16 protein-coding genes and 1 riboswitch are annotated in these 19229 nt (G+C 43.0%); of the genes, 10 read left to right on the top strand and 6 right to left on the bottom strand.

Going from position 1 to position 19229, the window contains the following annotated elements; translation table 11 throughout:
• Positions 1–3: 3 nt before the first annotated feature.
• Complete coding sequence (bcp, locus tag NYE63_RS03945; RefSeq protein ID WP_342605675.1) at positions 4–474, bottom strand: thioredoxin-dependent thiol peroxidase; 471 nt, start codon at positions 472–474, stop codon at positions 4–6.
• A 62-nt stretch (positions 475–536) separates the two neighbouring features.
• Positions 537–956 carry a potassium channel family protein gene (locus NYE63_RS03940; protein WP_063234840.1) on the bottom strand — a complete coding sequence of 140 codons (420 nt, stop codon included), beginning with the start codon at positions 954–956 and terminating at the stop codon, positions 537–539.
• Positions 957–1199: 243 nt separating this feature from the next.
• A riboswitch (cobalamin riboswitch) is annotated at positions 1200–1392 on the top strand.
• Between the two features lie 144 nt (positions 1393–1536).
• On the opposite strand from NYE63_RS03940, the gene metE reads away from it, so the two are divergent.
• Positions 1537–3843, top strand: coding sequence for a 5-methyltetrahydropteroyltriglutamate--homocysteine S-methyltransferase (gene metE, locus NYE63_RS03935; RefSeq protein ID WP_342604159.1), 2307 nt, complete (start codon positions 1537–1539; stop codon positions 3841–3843).
• The gene (locus NYE63_RS03930; protein WP_342604158.1) at positions 3840–4316 is read left to right on the top strand and encodes an acyl-CoA thioesterase; all 477 of its coding nucleotides are present in this window, start codon (positions 3840–3842) and stop codon (positions 4314–4316) included. The genes metE and NYE63_RS03930 overlap by 4 nt, the downstream gene beginning before the upstream one ends.
• Positions 4317–4360: 44 nt before the next feature.
• Here the strand turns inward: NYE63_RS03930 and NYE63_RS03925 are convergent, their stop codons facing one another.
• Genes NYE63_RS03925 through NYE63_RS03915 form a run of 3 tightly spaced genes read right to left on the bottom strand, consistent with a single transcriptional unit; the run spans position 4361 to position 6997 of the window.
• A complete protein-coding gene (locus NYE63_RS03925; RefSeq protein WP_048678294.1) occupies positions 4361–5146 on the bottom strand; it encodes an ABC-2 family transporter protein in 786 nt (261 codons plus the stop codon).
• A gap of 4 nt (positions 5147–5150) precedes the next feature.
• On the bottom strand, positions 5151–5942 hold the full coding sequence (locus tag NYE63_RS03920) for an ABC-2 family transporter protein (protein WP_342604157.1): 792 nt from the start codon (positions 5940–5942) through the stop codon (positions 5151–5153).
• A 47-nt stretch (positions 5943–5989) separates the two neighbouring features.
• The gene (locus tag NYE63_RS03915; RefSeq protein WP_342604156.1) at positions 5990–6997 is read right to left on the bottom strand and encodes an ATP-binding cassette domain-containing protein; all 1008 of its coding nucleotides are present in this window, start codon (positions 6995–6997) and stop codon (positions 5990–5992) included.
• A 150-nt stretch (positions 6998–7147) separates the two neighbouring features.
• Between NYE63_RS03915 and NYE63_RS03910 the strand changes: the two genes are divergently transcribed.
• The 4 genes from NYE63_RS03910 (at position 7148) to NYE63_RS03895 (ending at position 15113) form a co-directional block, all read left to right on the top strand.
• Complete coding sequence (locus NYE63_RS03910) at positions 7148–7468, top strand: hypothetical protein (RefSeq protein WP_342604155.1); 321 nt, start codon at positions 7148–7150, stop codon at positions 7466–7468.
• 144 nt (positions 7469–7612) lie between these two features.
• Positions 7613–8902: a glutamate-1-semialdehyde 2,1-aminomutase gene (locus NYE63_RS03905; RefSeq protein ID WP_342604154.1), complete on the top strand. Its 1290-nt coding sequence runs from the start codon at positions 7613–7615 to the stop codon at positions 8900–8902.
• 339 nt (positions 8903–9241) lie between these two features.
• Positions 9242–13717, top strand: a complete 4476-nt coding sequence (locus NYE63_RS03900; protein WP_342604153.1) for a glutamate synthase-related protein — start codon at positions 9242–9244, stop codon at positions 13715–13717.
• A gap of 304 nt (positions 13718–14021) precedes the next feature.
• A complete protein-coding gene (locus NYE63_RS03895; protein WP_342604152.1) occupies positions 14022–15113 on the top strand; it encodes an aromatic acid exporter family protein in 1092 nt (363 codons plus the stop codon).
• Between the two features lie 59 nt (positions 15114–15172).
• Here the strand turns inward: NYE63_RS03895 and NYE63_RS03890 are convergent, their stop codons facing one another.
• Positions 15173–15631 carry a MarR family transcriptional regulator gene (locus NYE63_RS03890; RefSeq protein WP_342604151.1) on the bottom strand — a complete coding sequence of 153 codons (459 nt, stop codon included), beginning with the start codon at positions 15629–15631 and terminating at the stop codon, positions 15173–15175.
• A 323-nt stretch (positions 15632–15954) separates the two neighbouring features.
• On the opposite strand from NYE63_RS03890, the gene NYE63_RS03885 reads away from it, so the two are divergent.
• The 4 genes from NYE63_RS03885 to NYE63_RS03870 are packed head-to-tail and all read left to right on the top strand — an operon-like array spanning position 15955 to position 19160.
• Positions 15955–16593, top strand: a complete 639-nt coding sequence (locus tag NYE63_RS03885; protein ID WP_342604150.1) for an HlyD family efflux transporter periplasmic adaptor subunit — start codon at positions 15955–15957, stop codon at positions 16591–16593.
• A gap of 40 nt (positions 16594–16633) precedes the next feature.
• Entirely contained in the window at positions 16634–18253 is a 1620-nt protein-coding gene (locus NYE63_RS03880) for a DHA2 family efflux MFS transporter permease subunit (protein ID WP_342604149.1), read from the top strand.
• 18 nt (positions 18254–18271) lie between these two features.
• On the top strand, positions 18272–18802 hold the full coding sequence (locus NYE63_RS03875; protein WP_214747539.1) for an NAD(P)H-dependent oxidoreductase: 531 nt from the start codon (positions 18272–18274) through the stop codon (positions 18800–18802).
• Positions 18803–18815: 13 nt separating this feature from the next.
• On the top strand, positions 18816–19160 hold the full coding sequence (locus NYE63_RS03870; protein ID WP_342604148.1) for a hypothetical protein: 345 nt from the start codon (positions 18816–18818) through the stop codon (positions 19158–19160).
• The last annotated feature ends 69 nt before the right edge of the window (positions 19161–19229 follow it).

The following is a 19229-nucleotide window of genomic DNA, read 5'->3' as shown; positions in this document are numbered from 1 at the left end:
CCCTTATTTTTCGAGGTCGCGAAGAGTTTCAAGCGCTTCTTCGACGTGGCCTTTGACTTTTACTTTACGCCATTCTTTGACTACCTTACCAGACTTATCAATCAAGAAAGTTGAACGTTCAATGCCCATATACTCCTTGCCGAAGTTCTTTTTCAATTGCCAAACTTCAAATGATTCAGCCGCTTCATGATTTTCGTCAGCCAGCAACAGAAAAGGCAATCCATGTTTTTCAATGAATTTTTCATGACGTGCCGCCGGATCTGGGCTGATACCAATGATGACCGCGTTCAATTCCTCGAATTGCTCATTATGGTCCCGGAAATCACAAGCCTCCGTCGTGCAGCCTGGCGTCATGTCTTTTGGATAGAAATATAAAACAATGTATTTCCCCTTAAAATCCGATAGCGATACCATTTCGCCATTGTTTGCAGGGAGTTTGAAATCAGGTGCTGTTTCTCCAATTTTAACAGTCATATTGAACCCTCCATTTTTTTCATTATGGTAAGAGTACCCAATAATCGAAAGAAAAACAACTTTCATTTATCCCTCCTATCTTTCTGCTCCAGATCGATCACCGTCCGAATCACGAACGCTGCCGGCAGTGTATACCCGATGAAAGCCTGAATGGTAGCTATCATCCTGCCCATGCCAATTGGGGCTATATCTCCATACCCTACAGAAAACATCGTCATCGCACTAAAATAAAAAGAAGTCTTCAACTGTTCATAGAAAGTGCCATCCAATCGATTGCCCATATCAAGAATCACCGAATGATTCTGAAGCTCGTATAATAAATAAATCAGTGCAAACCCAACTAATATCGTCGCATATAAATTGCCAAGCCAAAGCATATCCTCCAGAGAAAATTTCTTTCCTCCCGACTCAACAAGAAATAACGTACGAATGCTCATCACCATACAAAAAATGATTCCTGCAATCAAGATGTAGAAAGTCATCCCCCACGCCCCATTTCAAAACGCCACTCTCTTTATACATACTCCCTGTCCAAACAATATATTCTTTTTTAGGAACAGACCTCATCCTTATTCCCCCACTTCCAATTAACGGTTACTTTTCCCGAATCTTTTTTCCATGTTGACCCTTTTGGTCGGATATGTTACGATTGTCTAAATTTTTATAATAGTTTTTATTTTATAAATCTTTGACCTGCAAACAGTTATCAAGGCAGGTTTTGCAAAATTTCATATGTGGAAATAGGTTCCTAATTTTCATTAGGATTAAAAGGGAAGTCCGGTGTAATTCCGGCACGGTCCCGCCACTGTAATGGGAATGTTAGCGCCATCCAATATGCCACTGATCAAAGGATCGGGAAGGCCCGCCGCTAATGATATTCCCTAAGTCAGGAGACCTGCCTATTTCGACAACACTGTTTTAACCTACGGGAGATAGGGAGGTGTTAGGGACCTTATAATTGTAAGGGGCATTCTGAATGCCTCTTTATTTTAAGCATTTCTAACTTTCTCTTTTGACGGTTAGGGATGCTTTTTTTTTGTTCAATCAAATGAATTTAGGAGGATGGGAATTTTGAAAAGCAGTAGTTTGGGTTACCCCCGAATCGGGGAAGATCGTGAATGGAAACGTACATTAGAAGCTTACTGGTCCGGTAAAATCGATGAAGCAGAATTTACGGCACAACTAAAAGCCATCCGTTTAGGCAACTTACAAAAACAGAAGAAACGGGGCATAGATATCATTCCTGTCAACGACTTCACTTTCTATGATCAAATGCTGGATATGTCCGTCATGTTCGGTCTTGTTCCTGAACGTTATTCAGCTTATGAAGGCGGAATCGTTCCCCTTTCCGTTTATTATTCAATGGCTCGCGGAAACAATGATGAAGTCGCTTCCGAAATGACGAAATGGTTCAATACGAACTATCACTATATCGTCCCTGAATTAAAACTGTCACAGCTGACTTTAACAGAAAATAAACCACTTGCAGCATATCGGGAAGCCAAGGAAAAGCTAGGGATTGAAACGAAGCCCGTGTTGATCGGACCTTATACTTTCATCTCCCTTTCCAAAGGCTTCAATAAACAAGAAATCCCTGGCATCATCCTGAGCCTGCTTCCCCTATACACGCAAATCCTGCGGGAGTTGGAGCAAGAAGGCGTGAAGTGGGTTCAAATGGACGAACCTTCTCTTGTTTCATCCATTTCCAAAGATGATATGCAGACAGTTACTTACCTCTATGAAAAACTGAATGAAGCAGCACCAAACCTGAACATCATGCTACAAACATACTTTGATGCCGTGGAACATTATCAAGAAGTCATCGAATTACAAGTCCAAGGAATCGGTCTTGATTTTGTACATGATAAAGGGAAGAATCTAAGTAATCTTGAAGCATTCGGTTTCCCGAAGGACAAAGTGCTTGCTGCAGGTGTGATTGACGGAAAAAATATTTGGCTATCTGATTTATCGAAAAAAATCCAATTGATCGAGACACTTAAGAAAAAGGTAGCCGAAGACCAAATTTGGATTCAGCCCTCTTGTTCCCTGCTTCATGTACCAGTGACCGTTCGTAATGAAACCGCCCTTTCAAAAGAAGTGAAAGAGGCCCTTGCTTTCGCTGATGAGAAACTTGAGGAAATCACACTCTTGGTCAAAGGGAATAATCAAGGCTTTGAAGCAATCGCCGAAAAAGTCGATGCAAATAAATTTACGGTTCAAACGTTAGCAAGTTCAAATGCACGGAATCATGGGAGTGTACATTCCAATGTCGAAAAGGTTAAAACCAGGACCGCCGGCCGTCAGCTTCCATTTAAAGAGCGTTACCAAAAACAACAGGAATTTTTCAAATTGCCTTTTCTTCCTTCGACTACGATCGGTAGCTTTCCGCAGACATTTGAAGTTAAACAAGCACGCGGGAAATTCAAAAGAGGAGAATGGACCGCTTCGCAATATGAAACATTCGTTAACGAAGAAATCGGCAGGTGGATCGAAATCCAAGAAGAAATCGGTTTGGATGTTCTCGTTCACGGAGAATTCGAACGGACGGATATGGTTGAATACTTCGGCCATAAGTTAGGCGGATTCGTCTTTCTAGAAAAGGGTTGGGTACAATCCTATGGATCCCGCTGCGTGAAACCACCAGTCATCTACGGCGACATCCATTTCATCGAACCGATGACAGTAAGGGAAAGTGTATACGCACAATCCCTTACGAAGAAGACGGTAAAGGGAATGCTTACAGGTCCTGTTACAATTTTGAACTGGTCATTTGTCCGTGATGATATTTCCAGGGAGAATGTTTGCTATCAGCTGGCGCTCGCTTTAGAAAAAGAAGTCATTGCATTGGAATCCGCAGGAATTAAAATGATTCAGGTTGATGAGCCTGCACTTAGAGAAGGTCTGCCATTGAAAAAAAGCGATCGCGACGAGTATTTAAACTGGGCTGTAAATTCATTCTTGATATCCACATCAAGCGTGGAGGATACAACCCAAATTCACACGCATATGTGCTATTGCGACTTCAACAGTTTCATGGATGTCATCTCCTCCCTCGATGCCGATGTAATTTCCATCGAAACATCCCGTAGTCATGGGGAGCTTGCTTCGGCATTCGAGGAAAAAACATATGAAAAAGGCATTGGCCTGGGTGTGTATGATATTCACAGCCCGCGTGTGCCGGCAGTGGAAGAAATGGTCGATATGATTGAACGGGGCATCAAGGTATTGGATAAAGACCAGTTTTGGATCAATCCCGACTGCGGCCTGAAAACAAGGGGTATCCCGGAAACCGTCGCTTCCCTGAAAAACATGGTCGAAGCAGCAAAAATCGTCCGTGAAAACCTTTTAGCTAAACCAACAGGCAAATGATTGAAAAGAACGTTTCCCATCCAACACAGCAGTCACGGACTTTTTTAACCGACCTTGTTTTTCCGCCGGATACAAATCATCACAATACCATTTTTGGCGGAAAAGTAATGGCCTATGTTGATAAAATAGCCTGCATTTCAGCTATGCGTCATTGTCGAAAACCCGTTGTGACTGCTTCAAGCGACTCTTTTGATTTTTTGGCCCCCATCAAGACAGGGGATGCGATCAACCTTGAAGCTTATGTCACCTGTGCTCATCGCACATCAATGGAGGTATTCGTAAAAGTGGAGCGTGAGAACCTTTTAACAGGTGAAAAACAGCTTACGGCACGCGCTTTTTTAACGATGCTGGCCATTGATGAAGACGGTAAGCCGACAAACGTACCTCAGGTCATACCGGAAACGGAAGAGGAAAAGCAGCAATATGCTCAAGCACAAGCAAGATATATTAAAAGAAAGAAAAAACGGAACTAAACAAAAAAACCCCTTCAACATGAATGATGTTGAAGGGGTTTTTTTTAGTTCCCTGCCCCGCGGTACCTCTTCACTCCCTGATTCCATATGAAAACGGATATCACGAAAAAGGCAACCCCAATTACAGGTGTGGCAAATGCATATGCATACCACTCTTCTTTTCTAAGGAAATAAGATGCCGGATAGACACCAACAAACGCGAATGGCAGCACCCATGTAAGGACAAAACGGATGACCTTATTATAAATATCAACAGGATAGCGCCCGTAGTTCCCGATATTGTACATCATTGGCATGATGGATGTTTTCGCATCCGACCAGAACCCAATGCTTGCTATCGCAACGAAAATGGCTGCATAAGCGAGGGCCCCTCCTATTGCAAAAATGATGAAAAGAATCGGGTCATACCACGCAAGCTGCAGATCTAATGAAATCCCCGAATAGAATATAATGATCAAACCGGTGACAACACCAAATAACGCTTCTAGCTCGATTCTTTCTAAAATAACTTGAAACAGGCTATGTATCGGTCTTGTTAATATCCGGTCCATTTCACCTTTGACAATATAGCGGTCATTAAAATCCCAGATGTTGAAAAAGGCAGAAAAAAGGGCGAATGGTATAAGGAAGAATCCATAAATGAATATGATTTCTTCACGGCTCCAGCCGCTTAAAAATTGGGTATGTCCAAAAACAACTAAGATAAATACCAGATTCACGACCTGATTCAGCAGGTCAGATAGGATTTCCATGAAGAAATCGGCTCTATATTGCAATCTTGTTTTCATATATTGACTCACATATTGAAAAAACATCGATACATAAAACATCCCGTCAACCTCCTTGAATAATCAGCTGTTTTTTTGCGACTATCCATAAAAGCTGAATCGGTATTATGAGAATGATGCACCAAATTAACTGCTGTAAAAGCGCCATGCCAATTTCGCCTGAACTGTACCCGTTCGTAAATATCATGCTTGGTACATAGCTGATCCCTTGAAAGGGCAAATATTTCATCACTTCCTGCGCCCATATCGGATAGAAACTGATAGGCAGCAGCAGACCGGAAAATAAATCAACGATAACCCTTTTAGCCCGGATCAATCCGGCATTATTATATAAGAAAAAGGTAGTGATTCCCGTCAATAAGTTAATTTGTGTATTGATGATGAAGCTGAACACCAAGGAAATGCCGAATATCACCCACGTAGCCGGCTCGTGCGGCAATTCGATAGGAAAAATGAAAGCTACCAGCAGCATTCCTGGAATCGAGAAGAAGAAGAAACGGAATATCCCTTCCCCAAGTCCTTGCATCGTTTTCATCCCTAAATAGTTATAAGGCCGGATCATTTCAATAGCGACCTTGCCGTCTTTAATTTCAGTGGCGATTTCGCGGTCAATATTATTGAAATAAAAAGCGCGCGCCATCCATGCAACCGCGACATAGGTTGTCATCTGCATACCTGAAAGTCCTTCGATGGAGCTTTTTTCTCCATATATCGCATTCCATAAGAAATAATAAGCACCGATATTAATGCTATAAATTAAAATGCCGGTATAATAATCCGTTCGATACGCAAGCATCATTAAAAAACGCATGCGGATCATTGCAAGATACTTCCCCATGGCCCTCCCCCTTCTTGATAGACACGTTGTTTCTTAATGATAAGAAATCAGACAGTGCCTTCTTCGTAAATGTTTCGAACAATCTCTTCAATGGAAGTTTCATGGATTTTGATGTCCTTTATTTTAAAATGAGATACGACAGCCGAAACAAGCTGTGAAATATGATCACTTTCTTCTTTTAACAAGGCAATGTATGTTTGATTTTTCTCATCATAAACCCAGTTAGAGGTAAATGGGAGCGCTAATGATTGCAATTCATTCAATTCGATCGGCTCGAGGAATTGAAAATGGATCTGTTTTTCCTCAGCCCAGTTATCTTTTAAACTCTGCAATTCACCATCATAAATGATTTGTCCTTCATCAAGCATGATTACGCGCTCACATAATGCTTCAATGTCTCCTAAATCATGGGTAGTCAAAAGGATTGTCGTATTATATTTTTCATTGATTTCTTTCAGGAACTCACGAATCTTCATTTTCACGAGTACATCAAGTCCAATCGTCGGCTCATCTAGGAACAGCAAAGGCGGATTGTGGATCAAGGCTGCCGCAAGCTCACAGCGCATTCGCTGACCAAGTGAGAGTTTACGCACTGGTTTGTCCAGCAAAGGTCCGATATCAAGCGTCTTGATGACATGTTCCATATGATCGTTATATTGTTCATCCGTTACCTTATAGACCTTTTTTAGCAGCCTAAAGGATTCCTGAACCGCAATATCCCACCAAAGCTGTGAGCGCTGACCAAATACGACTCCGATTGTCTGAGTGAACTTTTCCCTTTCTTTATGTGGATTCATGCCATTGACCGTGATTTCACCTGCTGTCGGTTCCAAAATCCCTGTCAGCATTTTGATCGTGGTCGATTTCCCTGCACCATTTTCCCCGATATAAGCTACCATCTCACCCTTTTTTACAGTAAAATTGATATCATTGACGGCAGGGACGATTTTATAATTTCTGGTAAGTAAATCCCGGAAGGCACCCTTTAGCCCTTTACGGCTTGATGCCGACTTAAATTCCTTCCGAAGCTGTTTCACTTGAATTGCATCACTCATCCTGTTACATCCTCCGTAATCTCTTGTCCTAATGAATTAGTTTATCCAACCTAACCTTTTTAGACAATAAAAATGCTTGGATGCCATATACCATTTTCAGGGAGAAATAATCGTTGTACCAGATACATATATAAAGGAGACGAGTATGCTATGAATATCAAAAGATTATTACTATCCCAAATCGAAAAGGTCGTTATCGACCTCCGATATGACTTCCTTTATGAAGATGAATACGGGGAATTGTTATGCCAGGTCATCCAAAGGGATTCCAGCGGATCGATCGAAAGCACCCCCATAAGTTTCCACCTTCATATTAATGAAGAAAAAGGAACCGGTCACCTAATCTATTACCAAGCCCAGGGCGAAATGAACCGCCAATCCTTCGACATCGAAAACCCTGCCACCATCTTGGCCATTCTAACTTTCATAACCGAAGTTTTGGGATGCGGCCCCATTTCCCAAACAAAATGATGGCCCGGAATCCGGATGCTTCTAGGGCTGCAGCGGTTCCATCAGGGGACGAATCACATTTACCAGCCTTCCACCCCAGATTTACGGACGGAAAAGTGCTATGATTAAGAGGATATATGTTTATATTTATAGGAGGTTTTAAGATTGGATTTTAGTAATTCGGAGCTTTTACATAAAGAGGCATTGGAACATATCGTTGGCGGGGTTAACAGCCCATCCCGTTCTTACAAAGCCGTAGGCGGCGGTTCACCAGTTGCGATGGATCATGCCAAAGGGGCTTATTTCTGGGATGTCGATGGCAATAAATATATCGATTATTTAGCTGCATATGGCCCGATCATTACAGGGCATGCGCATCCACATATCACGGATGCTATCGTTAAAGCGGCAGAAACGGGCGTTTTATACGGCACACCGACAAAACATGAAGTGAAATTCGCCAAAATGTTGAAGGAAGCCATACCATCCATGGATAAAGTCCGATTCACCAATTCAGGCACCGAATCAGTCATGTCCACCATCCGTGTTGCCCGTGCTTACACAGGACGCGATAAGATCATCAAGTTTGCAGGCTGTTACCATGGACACTCCGACCTTGTTCTCGTCGCTGCAGGTTCCGGCCCGTCCACTCTAGGTACACCGGACTCTGCCGGTGTTCCAAAAAGCATCGCACAAGAAGTCATCACGGTACCTTTCAATGATATCGAGTCATTTAAAGAAGCACTTGATAAATGGGGCAATGAAATTGCAGGTGTGTTGGTTGAACCGATCGTCGGCAACTTTGGAATCGTGGAACCAAGCCCTGGCTTCTTGGAAGAAGTCATTTCATTATCTCACGAAGCCGGATCACTCGTCATTTTCGACGAGGTCATCACAGCGTTCCGCTTCATGTATGGAGGGGCACAGGACTTCTTGGGAATTCAACCCGATTTGACCGCGCTTGGAAAAATCATCGGGGGCGGGCTTCCTATTGGTGCCTATGGCGGTAAAAAAGAAATCATGGAAACAGTCGCCCCTCTAGGACCAGCCTATCAAGCAGGTACGATGGCAGGAAATCCTGCTTCCATGCTTTCCGGGATAGCTTGCTTAGAAGTACTTAAAGAAGAGGGTCTGTACGATGAGCTTGACCGGCTGGGAAAAATCCTTGAAGAAGGTATCCTGAAAGCGGCTCGCCAATATAATGTCCCGATCACCATCAATCGCCTTAAAGGGGCATTGACGATCTATTTCACGACAGAAAAAATTGAAAACTATGAGCAGGCGGAAAATACGGATGGCGAAATGTTCGCTAAGTTCTTCAAACTTATGCTCAATCAGGGAATCAATTTGGCACCGTCCAAATACGAAGCATGGTTCTTGACAATTGCTCACACGGATGATGATATCGCTTATACTCTAAAAGCGGTTGAACATGCATTCAAAAACCTATTATAATAAATCGAATCAGCATAATTATGCATTTTTTATACACCCTCAGGATGTACATCAATCTTGAGGGTTTCTTATTCCCCTGTAATAAATCTTTAATATTAGCATTTGAAGCCACTTCTCACAAAAATCCCATCAATCACAGCATCCATCCTATTGTATAAAAAATTGATTTCTGAATATTTAAATGATATGATATGGATACATTTATATACATTTATACACTTTCTTTCAATCTATCAAAACTCGGACTATTGTTCGGGTTTACTAATATTCCCACCATTAAACACATGCTACAGGAGGTGAAAGGCAGAGAATAAGGGTAACCTTATTCAAGCCACATATATGGCCCAACAATGGACACCTGCTACATTCAAAGAATTTCACAAGGAAGAACATGATGCCTGCGGAATCGTTTCCTGCATCGAAAAAAAGAAGATCCCTACTAACGAAAACATCTTTGCCTGTATCGACGCCCTGGTTAAAATGAACCATCGCTGCGGCTTCATTAATGGTGAGGGCGATGGCGCCGGCATCCATATCGATATTCCCCGGGCTCTATGGAAAAAGAAGCTTGAAGCGGTAAATGTCGATTCAAGCATCGTCGATCAAGATTCCTTCATAGTCGGCCACTTATTTTTAAGCAAAAAAACAGAAGCTAACGACTTAAAAATCGAAGTTAAGGAGAAACTGCTCCAACATGGTCTCTCATTGATATTCGAAACAGATAAAGCCTACCGTTCCGAGGCATTGGGACCGATTGCCATTCAAGAAGACCCAGTGTTCTGGCAATTTGCCTGTTCCTCCACCATCAATAACAACCAGGAGCTTTCAAATGTTCTTTTTGAGCTGACTTCCGACATCGAAAAAAGTGATTTCATCCATGTTGCATCTTTAAGCCAACATCATGCGGTATACAAAGTGATGGGTGCTGGGGATACGCTCCCTGCCTATTATCTTGATCTTGCCGATCCTTTGGCTGCCTCCACCATGACACTGGGACATAATCGTTTTTCAACTAATACTCTATCAAGCTTCTTCCGGGTCCAGCCTTTCAGTGTACTTGGTCATAATGGCGAAATCAATACCATCGCCAAATTGCGTGATGAAGCGAAAATGATCGGAGTTCCCATCGCTAAAGATGGAAGCGACTCACAGGATTTAAACAAGACGATCGAAACTTTCATCTGCCGTCATGGCTACTCTTTATTTGAAGCTGTCGATCTTATGTTTCCGCCAATCATCAATGAAATCAAGGAATATCCCGAGCACTTACAAGACTTATATACGTATTTAAGGGAAGCATGGGGACATTTTGCACAAGGTCCGGCAGGCATCATCTCCCGTTTCGGCGATGAAGCCGTGTTCTCTGTCGACTCTTTAGGCTTGCGCCCACTATGGAGTATTGAAACGGAATCATCCTATATGTTCACTTCCGAACCAGGAATCATCCCTTCCAGTGAATATACCGGAGATCCGAAACCGATGGGTCCAGGGGAAAAAATAGGTTTGAAATGGAACGGCGACCGTATTGAATTGTACACATACAAGGATTACCAGGATAAAGTATTCGAACTCTTCAATGATCGATTCGTCCTTTCCAATGACCGAGTCCGCTTACAGCCCCAAGTTTTTGAAAAGGTTGTTTCCATGACAAACACGCAAGCCATTCATAATGGGCAGTATAAAGCCTTTGGGTGGGAAAGGGAGCATGTCCAATTAGTGGAACAGATGGCCGAAAAAGGTGCTGAGCCCATTCGTTCACTTGGTCACGATGCGCCACTGGCGGCACTTAACCCCCAACGGACCAACATTGCTGATTTCATCAAGGAAAGTGTGGCCGTTGTAACCAATCCAGCGATCGACCGGGACCGGGAAACCGAGCACTTCTCGACAAGAACGATCATCGGAAAACGTCCTTCCCTTTTCGAAGCGAATAAGGCTGGAAAGGTTACGGAGCTGCTGACTCCCTTATTGATTGAAGGATCAACGGGTTATGAGTGTTCATCTATCGTATCGCAGCCAAGCTATGATCAGTTCATTAAATATAACCAAGATCAAAAACTCGTGCACTTCATTTCAAGCACGTTCAAAGAGGATGAAAACATCACGGATGCCTTGACCAGGATTACGGATGAAAGTGTCAATGCAGTGGATGAAGGAAAAACGCTCCTCGTTTTGGATGATGCCCTTGCCCATCAAAACGGCAACCTTTGGCTTGATCCACACCTCGTCACTTCAGCCGTCGATCAAGCGTTGGTCCGTACAGGCAAGCGCCGTGATTGTTCCATCCTTTTACGTTCAGCATCGCTAAGGTCACTGCATGATATCATCGTTTCTTATGGTCTTGGGGCCAACTTAATCAGCCCCTATTATATGTTCCTTTCCTTAGCTTCCGATGACCTCAAGGGGGTTACCAATCTATATAACTCCTTGACGAAAGGGCTTGAGAAAGTCATCTCCACCATTGGCATTCATGAGCTGCGCGGCTATGGAAGGCTTTTCTCAAGCATCGGTTTACATGAGGAAATCGCGAAATATTTAAATGTGGCTAACTTCTTCGGATCCAATGATGTGGACTATAATTTTGATAAAATCAAGGCAGATGCCATCCAGCGTGCAGCAGATTACGGCAATGAAAAAGAACGGATGGGAAAGACCTTCCATTTATTCCCTAGAATTTGGAAGTCTATCGGGGAAGTTGCTTCAACTGGGGACTATGATGCTTATCGTGAAAAGATCACCGAACAGGAAGAATCCAATCCTACGGCGATCCGCCACTTGACATCATTAAAAACTTCAGATGCTTCCATCCCTTCTGAAGAAGTCAGTCTTTCGGTCGGCGAACAGGAAATGCCGTTCGTCATAGCCTCCATGTCTTTTGGTTCACAAAATGAGATTGCTTTCCGGGCCTATGCAGAAGCTGCCGAGAGGTTAGGCATGATCAGCATGAATGGTGAAGGCGGGGAAATCAAGGATATGCTGGGCAAGTACCCGAAATCCCGCGGACAGCAAATCGCTTCCGGCCGTTTCGGTGTTAATGCAGAACTCTTGAACTCTTCAAATCTATTGGAAATTAAAATTGGGCAAGGGGCAAAACCTGGCGAAGGCGGTCACCTTCCCGGTTCCAAGGTCACAGCGAAAATCGCAGAAGCCCGAAACGCAACAATCGGTTCCGATTTGATCTCCCCTTCCAATAACCATGATATTTACTCGATTGAAGATTTGGCCCAAATGATCCATGAGCTGAAAACGGCAAATGACAAAGCAAAAGTCGCCGTCAAAGTACCGGTCGTTCCAAACATTGGTACGATTGCTGTCGGCGTCGCAAAAGCTGGGGCAGATATCATAACGCTATCTGGTTTTGATGGCGGAACGGGTGCAGCCAGGATCCATGCACTCGCACATGTCGGTCTACCAGTTGAGATAGGTGTGAAAGCGGCCCATAATGCTCTGCTTGAGTCAGGTATTCGTCAGAATGTTGAAATTTGGGCTGATGGTGGGTTAAAAAGCTCGATGGATGTATTGAAGGTCATGCTGCTTGGCGCAAACCGTGTAGGTTTTGGGACCCTTTCGATGATTGCCGTCGGCTGTACAACATGCCGCGGATGTCACCTTGATACCTGCCATGTGGGCATCGCCACTCAAATTGAATCGGAAGCGCAGGCGAAAGAACATGGGCTGCGCCGTTTTGTTCCACGAAAGTTTGATTTAGCCGTTCAGGGATTAACGAATATGTTCAGTGCATTTGCAAAAGAACTCAAATCTTTGACAGGATCACTCGGGGTGAAGAATCTTCAGGATATCGTCGGACGTTCCGATTTGCTACAGCAAGTTAAAGGTCAACAATCATTGGATTTAACCTATCTATTGAAAAACCTGGATATAACACCGTTCTCACATCATAAAGAAACGGCGGCATATTTGAATGAAGGCTCCATGCAGGTAGCCGTTGGCGCTGAATATCTGGATTCGCATGTAGATGATCTGCAGCAATCCCGTAGCTATAGCTCGATCACTTCCGAGCAGCGTGTACTCGGCAGCAGGGTGTCCTGTCACCGCGTTAGGGGCAGATTGGATGGTTCATACAAAAAACTTCCTCCCGTTCACTTATCCTACCAGGATGGTTCCATCCCGGGTAATGGTCTTGGGGCATACAATACGGAGGGAATTTCAATCAGCGTGAATGGCGGTGCCCAAGATGGTATTGGCAAAACATCGATTGGCGGAAATATTGCCATCTTTAAATCTCCTGGAAAAGATGGGAAGTTCTACAATGGCTCTGTCGGTAAGGGATTTGGTTACGGTGCACAGCATGGTCTTCTCATTGCCCAAGGTGATGCCGATGCCAGGGCGGGAATCCGGCTTTCCGGAGCGGATATGATCATTGGTGGCTTATTGAAACAACCGCTTCCAGAAAAGGAACACGGTAATATTGCGGTAACTTCCAATATTAAGGGATTCGCTTTTGAATACATGACAAATGGAAGAGGTTTGGTTCTCGGTGATCCCGGTCCGTGGATTTGCGCTGGGATGACAGGCGGTGTCGTTTATTTACGGCAACAGCCTGAATCTGGATTAACCAAAGAAGTCATTAAGAATCGGGTTGCGAAAGGGGCAAAGATTTCCATTGAGCCCCTATCCGCAAAAGGCCTGCAGGACGTGGCGGAACTTCTTGGCAAATACACGTCCCTCTTGAAAGATCATGGCCAAACTGAAGAAGCGGCCTCCTTAGAGGCACTGCTTCAAAATCCTGGAGAGCACTTCATACAAGTCGTTCCAGTTAAAGAACAGGCGGATCCTGCTGTTTCCACGGAGTGATGCCGAAAATATATTAAAAAGGCTGATGCTCTTCAATTCGAGCATCAGCCTTTTCCAGTAACCGATGGAAATCACAGTTGAAAGCAATCAAGAAATTGCCTATCATTTCTTTATATATTAAACTTGATTTTAGCTATTGTAACTCTTAGGAAAATCCTGTATATTACTTTTTGTTTACATCTTCTTATTTTAGTGTAAAGTACTAACAAATAAGTTAGAATACAACTTTAAGTAAAAGCCTATATATAAATAGAGCCTTTTCTTACCAGATCCATTACAACACAAAGAAAGGATTAACCCATATATGAAGTTTGGTGCCCGCATTCTCAAAACAGGAATAGCAATTGTTTTAGCGCTTTATCTATCGGAACTGCTTAACCTTCCTGCTCCTGTCCTTTCTGGGATTGCTGCAATTTTTGCAATACAGCCGACCATTTACCGTTCATATCAAACGGTGTTGGAGCAAATTCAAGGAAATATAATTGGCGCATTGGTTGCTGTCTCCTTCGTTTTGTTGTTCGGAAATGATATTTTTATAATCGGTCTTGCCGTAATGGTTGTCATAACCATCAATTTAAAACTGAAAATGGATAAAACGATTGTCCTTTCCATCGTGACGGTCATTGCCATCATGGAAAGCCAGGACGGGGAATTCCTGAATTTTGCCTTTATTCGTCTCTCATCCGTTTTGCTTGGAATCGTTTCTTCATTTATCGTGAATCTGGTTTTCATTCCTCCAAAGTACGAAGCAAAGCTTTATACACGCATTACAGATGTAACGGAAGACATCTTGAAATGGATCAGAATCAGTACAAGACATGCTACAGAACACACTTTATTGAAAAAAGACATCAGCCGATTGAAGGCGGAGTTACTCGATCTGGAACATATCTATTCCATGTACAAAGAGGAACGGGAATATTTCAAGAAGAACAGTGTAGCTAAAGCAAGAAAGCTTGTCGTTTATCGGCAGATGATCATAACGACAAAAAAAGCGTTTGAAACCTTGAAGAGAGTCCATAAATTCGAGAATGAAGTCTATCAAATGCCTGAAGATTTCCAACGGAGTATCTTACAGCAGCTTGATTCCTTGATCCGCAAGCATGAACAGTTGATATTACTGCATATCGAAAAAATCAAGGCCATCGAGGAGATTGAAGATTGGGATCAGGATTGTTTAAGTCGTAAAGAGCTGCTCGCCCACTTTTTCGAACAGCAGAATCAAGTGGACGAAATGCATGATAATCTGGGCCATCTATCTGCCCGCCTTGTTCCATTGATTTCTGCAGTCATAGAATATGACGAACAATTGGAACATCTTGAAAAGCTGATCGTCAGCTTTCAGTCCTTCCATAAGGAAGATAACGAATTATCTGTCCAGTATGAAGAAGATTAAAAAAAGACGGTTCCCCGGGAACCGTCTTTTTTCGTCTCTATTTAGAGCATGCCCTCTCTTCAATCATCCAAAAGGTTCTTATCAGCAGCCTTTTCAATCGTATCCAATTTCTTCAAAAGATCCTGCAGCTCATCTTCTGTGAATGAGTTGAAGTTCTTGCCCATCAATTGGTTATGATCCGCAAGGACTCTCCCCAAAATCGCTTCCCCTGCCTCTTTCAATTCAAGATTGATGACCCTGCGATCCTTTTCAGAGGGCTGCCGTTTCACATAATCCATTTCGACCAGCTTATCTACAAATACGGTAATCGCACTTGGCTTTACGGTTAAGAAGTCAGCCAGCTTGGTCGATTTGATCGACCCCTCTTTTTTCAATATCAATAATATGAAAAACTGAGGCGACGTTAATCCATAAGGCTGAAGATTTTTTGCTACGATGGCCCTAAGCTTCTTCCTAATCCGAAAAATCTGCATTTCTATACTATTAGTTACTTCCCATTTAAAATCCAGCCTTCTCACTCCTTATATAGGACAATCCTACCTCTTAAATTTAATTAAATGACATTCCATTGTCAACTTTACTTTCCATATATCCTTAAAACTTATAAAAATTCGAATTTTTACCATTTTATTGTATTTATTTCCCACTAATATTCCGAATAAATTACATGACAAAAAATAATTAAACTGGTAAACTCTTTACTTAATAATATTAATACTTATAAAAATTAATATTTATTAAAATTAACAAATAAACATTAGAATAGGAGGCGGGTTCATTTCTAGCTAATGAACGTTAATCAAAGGGAATACATCATCAATATTTTTTGGAGGCGAAACAAGTGAATAGAGGACGTTTAGTTTTAATCAATGTCATTGGTTTGGTTATTATATTAGCGGTATTAGCCGGCGGGGCTTATTACTATTATGAAAGCACGAATTTCATTAAAACGGATGAAGCGAAAGTGTCGGGAGAGCTGTATACAATCGTTGCCCCCGCTGCCGGTAAACTAGCAGATTGGGACTTACACGAAGGAGACAGTGTTAGTAAAGATGACAAAGTTGCCAATGTAACCACCTTAGACGGAAAAGAAGCAGTAAAAACCGCAGAACAAGGTACAATCGTTAAAGCACAAGTGCATGATGAGCAGCTTGTTCAAGCGGGTCAAACGCTAGCTCAGACCATCAATATGGATGATTTGTCCATAACGGCTAATATTGAAGAAAATAAATTGAAGGATATCGAAAAAGGTGACAGCGTCGATATTATCATCGATGGAGATCCTGATACTGTCTTCGAAGGTACATTGGAACAGATCGGTTATGCCACAACGTCTGTCTTTTCAGTGATGGGCAATCAAAACAGCAGCGGAAACTATACGAAAGTCACTCAAAAAGTACCAGTTAAAATTTCCATCAAAGCACCATCCGATAAAGTTCTGCCTGGAATGAACGCAGAAGTGAAAATTTCAACTAAATAAACCGGCTACACAGTTATACAGAAAGGAGGCTTTTCAATAAATGACTTCTCAAACCATCTCAGTAAACGAAAACAAGGGAATGAAACAGTTTGCCCCCATGTTAATTATCTTAATGCTAGGTTTGTTCATGGTCATTTTGAATCAAACCCTGCTTAGTGTCGCCATGCCGCGGATGATGGCAGAATTCAATGTAGCTGCGACTACGATTCAATGGCTATCAACTGGATTCATGCTCGTGAATGGAGCCTTGATCCCACTGTCCGCTTTTTTAATAGAACGGTTTGGCACGCGGATTTTATTCCTTGCTGCCATGTTTCTATTCACCGTCGGGACATTCATCTGCGGCATCGCACCAAATTTCCCCGTCATACTTACAGGCCGTCTGATCCAGGCTGCTGGCGGTGGGATCCTGCAGCCATTGGTCATGACGATCATCCTTTTCATCTTCCCTCCGGAAATGCGCGGGAAAGGAATGGGAATCTTTGGACTCGCCATTATGTTTGCCCCTGCCATCGGCCCGACTTTATCAGGTTGGGTGATTCAGGAATATAGCTGGCGCGTCATGTTCTACGCAATGGTGCCATTAGGCATGATTGTCATGACACTCGCCTTTTTAAGTATGCGTAATGTAGCAGAACCAAAGAAAATCAAATTGGATTTGATGGGCGCCTCTCTATCCTTGCTAGGTGTTGCTTCATTACTATACGGTGTCAGTGAAGCAGGTTCCAAAAGCTGGACGGATTCCATCGTTCTGGGAACGATCATCATTGGGCTGATTCTTTTGACCCTATTTGTGGTTCAACAGCTAAAATCCGATACACCTATGCTCGACTTCCGTGTATTTAAATATGACATGTTCGTATTATCGAATATCATTTCCGCCATCGTCACAGTGGCCATGTTTACCGGGATATTCTTATTGCCTATATATTTGCAGACTTTAAGAGGCTTCACACCAGTTCAATCCGGTCTATTGATGTTACCCGGGGCCCTTGTGATGATGGTGATGTCACCCATTTCAGGAGCGTTATTTGACAAAATCGGACCTCGTCCATTAGCACTGATTGGTTTAGCGATTACTGCCGTCACAACCTTCGAATTCGCTAAATTGACTACGGAAACAACCTATTCGACTTTGGTCATCATCTATGCCATCCGCGCACTTGGAATGTCTTTACTGATGATGCCGATCATGACAGCTGGGATGAATCAGCTTCCTAAGCATTTGAATACACATGGTACGGCAATGAGCAATACGCTGAAACAAGTAACCGGAGCCATTGGTACTAGCTTCGTGACGACCATTTATACTACCCGTGCTTCTTTCCATGGAACAGCTTTAGGAACGGAAATGAGTACGAGTGATCCCGGATTTGTTCAGAATTTCCAAACAATCGTACAATCCGTCATGAGTTCGATGAATCAAACTAGTGAACAGGCACAGGAAACTGCCATGTCGCTGATTTCTTCACAAATCCAGGGTCAAGCAAATGTGATGGGAATCAATGATGCATTCTTTTGGGCAACAGGCTTCGCAATTGCCGGTATCGTTCTCTCACTGTTTTTGCGTGACGTTCGGAAGGACAAAGCAATGAAAAAAGCTAAACAAGAACATTTGGATGTACCTTTGCTTCCTTCACCTGTAAAAAAATCGGTTTAATGAAATGGGGGAATAAAAATGAAGATTTATGTTGTTTACGACAGTGAAGGTAACCATACGAAAGCACTTGCCGAATCAATAGCTCAAGGAGCCGCTGCGGTTCCTGGGGCTGAGGTTCTCATTGACCATGTAAACGAAGCGGATGTTTATAAGCTTCAGGAAATGGATGCCATCATTTGGGGCTGTCCCGGTCATTTCGGCACCATCAGTTCGAGCTTGAAAGCATGGATTGATAAACTTGGGTATCTATGGGCGGAAGGTGCGCTGATTAATAAAGTGGGTGCTGTATTCTGTACGACGGCCACCGTACATGGCGGACTCGAAGCTACCATGCTGAACTTAATCACCCCTATGCTTCATCAAGGCATGATCATTGTGGGCTTACCCGGCACTGTCCCGGAAAACGCCTTATATGGTTCCTACTATGGAGTAGGGATAAGCTGTCCGCCCGGTGTGGATGACAACATCACCAAAAATGACTTGCAGCTTGGAGAAGCATTAGGAAAACGGGTAGCCCATGTCACCCGTTCATTCATAAACGAGCTCTAGGAGGCTTGATTCAATGGGCATAATTCTAATTATCATCGTTGCCATATTAGCGGTTACGGGCTTGATCACATTCAATATCAGAGCCTTATCACCTGAAGATAAGCCAGTTCTCGAGAAAGAGAACTCGTCGGGAGAGTCCGCTTCTTCTTCGGATGATGATCCCGTTACCGAAATCATCGTCCCAACACACAATGATGAATTGAAAATGAAAGATCAGGATTATCGTTCGGCTCTTTCCAAGCTTCACAATCATAAGCCTAACGATGAGCCAACTGCAGAAAAAAAGCCTAATCTTCGCAAAATGAAAGACGAAGAATATCGTGGTACATTGGAAGACTTTCAGCAAAATGGCGATTGAAACACGCCCCCCCATTCGGCATATTTGCCTTTTGGGGTTTTGTTTTATATGCCATGAAAGGATCTTCTC

The organism is Peribacillus sp. FSL E2-0159 (assembly GCF_038643155.1).
Lineage (GTDB): Bacteria > Bacillota > Bacilli > Bacillales > DSM-1321 > Peribacillus > Peribacillus simplex.
Note: the sequence above shows the minus strand (reverse complement) of the source record. Positions and strands in the feature narration are given on the sequence as shown.

Bases quoted from the DNA above. Each gene is read 5' to 3' on its own strand.
- NYE63_RS03895 (WP_342604152.1), top strand. From the start codon at position 14,022: ATGAAGTTTGGTGCCCGCATTCTCAAAACAGGAATAGCAATTGTTTTA.
- NYE63_RS03910 (WP_342604155.1), top strand. From the start codon at position 7,148: ATGAATATCAAAAGATTATTACTATCCCAAATCGAAAAGGTCGTTATC.
- NYE63_RS03920 (WP_342604157.1), bottom strand. From the start codon at position 5,942: ATGGGGAAGTATCTTGCAATGATCCGCATGCGTTTTTTAATGATGCTT.
- metE (WP_342604159.1), top strand. From the start codon at position 1,537: ATGGGAATTTTGAAAAGCAGTAGTTTGGGTTACCCCCGAATCGGGGAA.
- NYE63_RS03875 (WP_214747539.1), top strand. From the start codon at position 18,272: ATGAAGATTTATGTTGTTTACGACAGTGAAGGTAACCATACGAAAGCA.
- NYE63_RS03870 (WP_342604148.1), top strand. From the start codon at position 18,816: ATGGGCATAATTCTAATTATCATCGTTGCCATATTAGCGGTTACGGGC.
- NYE63_RS03900 (WP_342604153.1), top strand. From the start codon at position 9,242: ATGGCCCAACAATGGACACCTGCTACATTCAAAGAATTTCACAAGGAA.
- NYE63_RS03930 (WP_342604158.1), top strand. From the start codon at position 3,840: ATGATTGAAAAGAACGTTTCCCATCCAACACAGCAGTCACGGACTTTT.
- NYE63_RS03880 (WP_342604149.1), top strand. From the start codon at position 16,634: ATGACTTCTCAAACCATCTCAGTAAACGAAAACAAGGGAATGAAACAG.
- bcp (WP_342605675.1), bottom strand. From the start codon at position 474: ATGACTGTTAAAATTGGAGAAACAGCACCTGATTTCAAACTCCCTGCA.
- NYE63_RS03925 (WP_048678294.1), bottom strand. From the start codon at position 5,146: ATGTTTTATGTATCGATGTTTTTTCAATATGTGAGTCAATATATGAAA.
- NYE63_RS03940 (WP_063234840.1), bottom strand. From the start codon at position 956: ATGACTTTCTACATCTTGATTGCAGGAATCATTTTTTGTATGGTGATG.
- NYE63_RS03915 (WP_342604156.1), bottom strand. From the start codon at position 6,997: ATGAGTGATGCAATTCAAGTGAAACAGCTTCGGAAGGAATTTAAGTCG.